Raw genomic sequence first — 5,526 nt, 5'->3', positions numbered from 1 at the left:
TTAAGGCTTTGACCAATTATCATTGGTTGACTTATTGATGATTTGTTGTAGACCTTTGTCAACCGGATTCCGTATCACACAATATAATAGAAGATAGATTTTTTTAGTATAGGCGAGATTCCTACCTTGACTACTCCGATTCCTCAAAACTTTGTGCAAACGATCGCCAAACAGCGTAACGTCACAGATGCCGAGTTAGAAACTGTGTTTATGGCTCTCGACGGTCAATCTACGGCTACGATCGCAACCAAGCTTGGCATTAGCGACATCGCCGTTCGCAAAAGACTCGGCGAAGTTTACAAAAAGTTTCAGATCGGGGGGAACGGCCCTGGAAAGCTTTCGGAATTGAGGCATCAGTTGCTGTTTTCATACCACACTGATCAGGGAACGAAAGATTTTAATCCCCAAGGTAAAGGATCTCTATTTAAGATGGCGATCCTTTCCGAGGGCTTCGCTAACGGACACCGACAGCAAGATTGGGGCCAAGCACCGGATGTTTCGGTTTTTTATGGACGGACTGAAGAATTAACTACTTTAAAGCAGTGGATTGTATCAGATAATTGTCGCCTGATAGCGCTGCTGGGTTTGGCTGGTAGTGGCAAAACAACTCTGTCGGTGCAGTTGGCAAAACAGGTACAGAATGAGTTTGATTTTGTGATTTGGCGATCGCTGCGATCGACTCCAACACCATCCGACTTCCTAGCGGGCTTAATTCAACTTTTTTATAACCAACAAAAATCCGATGTGCCGATAGACCTCAACGGCCAAATTTCGCGCTTGGTCGAGGAGCTACGGAAGCACCGCTGTCTAGTAATTTTAGACGATTTTGAAGCGGTTCTCAGACCCGAAGAATTAGCCGGACACTACCGCGAAGGCTACGAAGGATATCGAGATTTAATTGTGCGACTCTGTGAGGTCAATCACAATAGCTGTTTGGTGCTAGTTAGTTCGGAAGAACCTACGGAACTGGGTTTGCTGGCGGGAGAAAAAGTGCGGTCTTTAAAACCTGCTATTTCCGAGGAAATAGCCCGGGAAATTTTCCAAGAAAAAGGTTTGTCGCCTCAAAATCAAGAGTTGGAAATCTTGTTATCCCGGTACGGAGGCAATCTGTTAGCATTAAAGATTGTAGCGACAACAATTAACGAGTTTTTCGAGGGAAATGTTTTAAAGCTTTTGGAAGCAACGGCTTTATTTATTGAAGAACATATCAGCAATTTGCTGGCGCAGCAGTTCGATCGAATGTCGAGTTCCGAACAAGATATTGCTTACTGGATTGCTATTGCTCAAAGTCCGATTTCCCTGGCCACTTTACGACAGCAGATGTTGGTCAATTCATCGCTTTCAGATTTGCTGAAAAATCTCGATTCTCTCGGTCGTCGCTCGCTAATTTACAAAATCAGTGAGGGCGGGGAAACTGTTTTTATGCTTCAGCCTTTAATCGTGCAATATGTGACCGACCGATTAGTGGAGCAGATTCGAGTAGAGGTTTTGGAAACGGTTAAGACCCAAGGAATAGAAAGAATGCGGCTGTTGAACACTCACAACTTGAGCATCAGTATTGCTAAAGGGAAAGGGAATAAAGGCGAACCAAGTAGCTCTATTTTAGCATTAGTAAAAAATCGGTTGCAAGTGTTGTTTGTGAAGACGACAGGATCTGAAGAACCGCTAAATATCTTGAAGAAAGTTGCCTCTGAGCTGGAGGAGAAATCGATTCTTGAGGTGGGATATGCTAGGGAGAATCTGGCGCAGATTATTTCAGAAATTCAGCGCTAAGAAAAAAGCGATCGCCCTTTGACAAAAGCGATCGCCCAATTTTCAACACAAACAGAGTTCGATAAAATTATTTGACAATGCCAAAAACCGATGCAGATTCAGACCCTGTAATTTTGCCAAAAGCCGGCGCTTTTTGAGCTTGAGCAATTTTGGGAACCAAAAGTTGATTCGCATAAATCCGAGGATTTTCTTGAGCAATTTGGATGTAAGATTGGCGGACTTCTGCGTTGACTGCGACAGTCTTGGCATCGTAGACTTGCATCGCCATCTTGGGATAAAAACCAATGCCGACAATCGGTATCAAAAAGCAAAATGCGATCGCCACTTCGCGAGGTTTAGCATCAATAAACGGTGCATCACCAGGCAAAACGCAACTATTACCAAAACAAACCGCTTCATCCAGATTGTTTCTCTGATTCTGCAAATTGAGATCCTCAAGGTCGCAAGCCGCTAGTGTCCCACAGTTGTAAAATAACTGTCGCAGCATCGAGAGCAAATAAATCGGCGTCAAAACGACTCCTACTGCTGCCAAGAAAACAATCACTGCGCGGAAAGAATCACTGTAGATATCGCTAGTTGCCACACCCACAAATACTGAGAGTTCGCTCGCAAAACCACTCATACCGGGAAGTGCTAGGGAAGCCAGGGCGCCTGCGGTAAATAAGGCAAACACTTTCGGCATAACTTTGCCAATCTCGCCCATTTCATCCATGATCATTGTATGGGTGCGATCGTAAGTAACGCCAGCCAGGAAAAACAATACTGAGGCGATTAAACCGTGGGAAATCATTTGCAACAGCGCCCCGTTGATTCCCAAATCCGTGAAGGAAGCAATACCCAACAACACGAATCCCATGTGAGAAATCGACGAATTCGCTAGGCGGCGCTTCATGTTCGATTGGCCGAATGAATTCAGCGCGCCGTAGATAATATTGACCACGCCCAGCACCGCCATAATCGGTGCAAAGTAAACGTGTGCTTTGGGGAGAAGTTCCAAATTCAGGCGAATCAGTCCGTATCCGCCCATTTTCAGCAATACACCGGCCAGAATCATCGACACGGGAGAAGATGCTTCACCGTGGGCATCAGGTAGCCAAGTGTGGAAGGGAAAAATCGCCAGTTTCACACCGAAGGCAATGAACAATCCCGCATAAAGCAGTAATTCTAAACCCAGTGGGTAGTCCTTCAAGCCTAGTTCTACCATGTCGAAGGTGGGGGTGCCTCCGCCGTAGAATGCCATTGCTAAGGCAGCTATCAAAATAAAGATGGAAGCGCCCGCTGTATAAATCAAGAATTTGGTAGCTGCGTAGCGGCGGTTTTGTCCGCCCCAAATCGAGATTAGCAGGTACACCGGAATTAGTTCTAGTTCCCAGACAATGAACAGCAGCATGATATCTTGGGCGACGAACACTCCTATTTGTGCGGAGTACATCACCAGCATTAGGAAGTAGAAAAGTCGTGGCTTGCGATCGACTTCCCAGGCTGCAAAGATTGATAGTGTCGTCACCAATCCCGCCAACAGTACCAACGGAACTGACAGTCCGTCAACGGAAACAGACCAGTTGAGGCCTAAAGAAGGTATCCAGGAATATTGCTCTACGATTTGGAAAGTAGAGATGCTTGGATCGTAATGAGTCCAAAACACCCAGCACATTAATACAAAATCTGCAATACCTACGCCTAGGGCATACCAGCGAATGGTTTTGCCGTCTGTATCCGGCAGAAAAGGGATGGCGAGGGAAGCTAGCAGGGGTAGGATGACAATTGCGGTCAGCCAAGGAAATTGATCCGCTACCATAGTGAGAATAAATACTTAGTTGGAAGTTACCAAAATTATAATACTAAATTTAATTAAAACTTAAGATTTATTCATACATATTTTTTATATCGAGACAAATGCGGAGAATAATATCACGAATTGCTACACACGTCAATTGATTTTCGATTTTCGATTCAGGACTTACGCACAAAAAATTAGCGTTTTGTAGGCGCAATCTGCCTGTGGTTGCGCCTATTCTGGTAGATGGTTGGGTAAGTCCTGTGTATTAAGGGCGATCGTAAATTAGCTTTCAATCAGCTTTCAATCTGGATCAACTCCTAATTCGCGCAACTTAGCCGCCAATCGTTCAGCCCTTTGGCTTTCCTGGTAAGCCCTTTGCCTTTCTTGCTCAGCCCTTTGTCTTTCTTGCTCAGCCCTTTGCCTTTCTTGCTCAGCTTGTTCTGAATTCCACAGCAACAAATTACCTAAATTATCCCACCAGCGCAGCCAGTTCATGGTTTGTCCCAACCTTTCCCCCGACCAAATCCCCAGATATAATTCCAGTTGTGGAATCCACACCCGCCCCTGCTCATTGGCTGAATGTAAAACCTACCGCCCATCTTGCAAATAGCGCACTTCTAAAATACCTTCGTAGGGGTCATAAGTGACATAAGTAGGTACTTGAAGAATCTGTTCGTAAAAGTGGAGTTGTTCCATAGGGCGGAGTTGCTCTGAGTGATAGTTCTCCTCCCTCTGCTTCTGAGAGAAACTCCATCACGATCGCCACATTAGCACCATCAGTGTGAGGAGTATAACTACGGCGAATTACCCCCTCTGCGAGAGGATGCACTTGCGGCACATAAAACCAGTCTGGAGCTTTGATAACAATCTTTTTATTGACTGTGGCGACTAACCCCAAATTAGAGGCAATCAGCATTTCTGGCTGGATACATCCTGCGGCTCCCAGTGCATCGGTGAGACCAGCGGCGAGAGAAGGTTGTTGAATATTTTCCATCGGATCGTCGGCTAATACGAAGTTAGCTGGTAGGGGTTCCCAGGTGACGGTTAGTTTGGCTTTGATAGACGGGGCTTCGAGTACCATTGTATTAACCCTCAACCAGAAATGTTTGTGTAAATTGGTCTATTTTAACTCAAGTTGCTAGTTATGGTAAAAACCAAGAAGGTTGAAAATTGATGTAAATATTCAGAGCGATCGCGAACGAGTAAAAAGCCGATCGCCAAAAGATGCAATTAAAGTGCGATCGACTAATTGCGAGATCCATTTGTCCGGTATACCAGATTCTCCGTAAAAAGCCCCAGCCAACTGTCCGTAAACCGCACCAGTTGTATCCGCGTCGTCGCCCAAATTCACAGCCAACAAACAGCCTTCAGCAAAAGAAGAACTGTTGTAAAACGCCCAAAGTGCCGCCTCCAAAGACTTGACAACATAACCCGTACCTTTAATTTCAGGAGGTTGTCGCAGTTTAAAAGAACCCGCCGCAATTTCATCAATTTCGACCACCAACGGATTTGCTGCCCAATATCCCGAAATCCGACACTATCTTTCCGAAAGCAACACATCTTTAGCAACTCCATTCACCGCCCCCGCAATTAAATTCCCAAAATAGCGACAAGCATCTATACAAGTAGCAGCACCGTGAGTAGTTCGAGAACTTACTGCTGATTTTTTTAGGACTTCTAAAGGATTTTTCGCATAAAACAAAGGCACGGGAGCTAAACGCATAATCGAACCATTTCCAGCAGTATGAGCATCGGTAGAACCGCAGAAAGGTTTTCTTGTATCTTCAAACTTCCCAAGTGCTTGTCGCACCGTATTGCCAATATCAAAACATTTGCCTGTACTGCTCAAATGACCATTGCGCCACCACCGCAGATAAGTGTCTAATTGATGAAATGGATGGCTCTTCAGAACTTATGGTGATAACTTTATCTAATAAAAGATAGACTCGTGCATAAGACTAGAAGCTGAAACT

Annotated in this window: 2 protein-coding genes and 2 pseudogenes; 1 reads left to right on the top strand and 3 read right to left on the bottom strand. The window is 45.0% G+C overall.

The window, feature by feature from the left end:
• Window positions 1–126 precede the first annotated feature (126 nt).
• Window positions 127–1,773, top strand: coding sequence for an NB-ARC domain-containing protein (locus tag QUA40_RS27465; protein ID WP_333131694.1), 1,647 nt, complete (start codon window positions 127–129; stop codon window positions 1,771–1,773).
• A gap of 67 nt (window positions 1,774–1,840) precedes the next feature.
• Here the strand turns inward: QUA40_RS27465 and QUA40_RS27460 are convergent, their stop codons facing one another.
• The 3 genes and pseudogenes from QUA40_RS27460 to QUA40_RS27450 all read right to left on the bottom strand — a co-directional run bounded on the left by QUA40_RS27460 (window position 1,841) and on the right by QUA40_RS27450 (window position 5,402).
• Window positions 1,841–3,571: an NAD(P)H-quinone oxidoreductase subunit 4 gene (locus QUA40_RS27460; protein ID WP_333131692.1), complete on the bottom strand. Its 1,731-nt coding sequence runs from the start codon at window positions 3,569–3,571 to the stop codon at window positions 1,841–1,843.
• Window positions 3,572–3,853: 282 nt separating this feature from the next.
• Window positions 3,854–4,634: pseudogene (locus QUA40_RS27455) on the bottom strand (Uma2 family endonuclease).
• A gap of 102 nt (window positions 4,635–4,736) precedes the next feature.
• Window positions 4,737–5,402: pseudogene (locus tag QUA40_RS27450) on the bottom strand (ADP-ribosylglycohydrolase family protein).
• Between the last annotated feature and the right edge of the window lie 124 nt (window positions 5,403–5,526).

This window comes from Microcoleus sp. Pol11C3, assembly GCF_036701485.1.
Classification (GTDB): domain Bacteria; phylum Cyanobacteriota; class Cyanobacteriia; order Cyanobacteriales; family Microcoleaceae; genus Microcoleus.
Note: the sequence above shows the minus strand (reverse complement) of the source record. Positions and strands in the feature narration are given on the sequence as shown.

What these genes read in the sequence shown, in the direction of transcription:
- QUA40_RS27460 (WP_333131692.1), bottom strand. Translation starts at nt 3,571, where the DNA reads ATGGTAGCGGATCAATTTCCTTGGCTGACCGCAATTGTCATCCTACCC.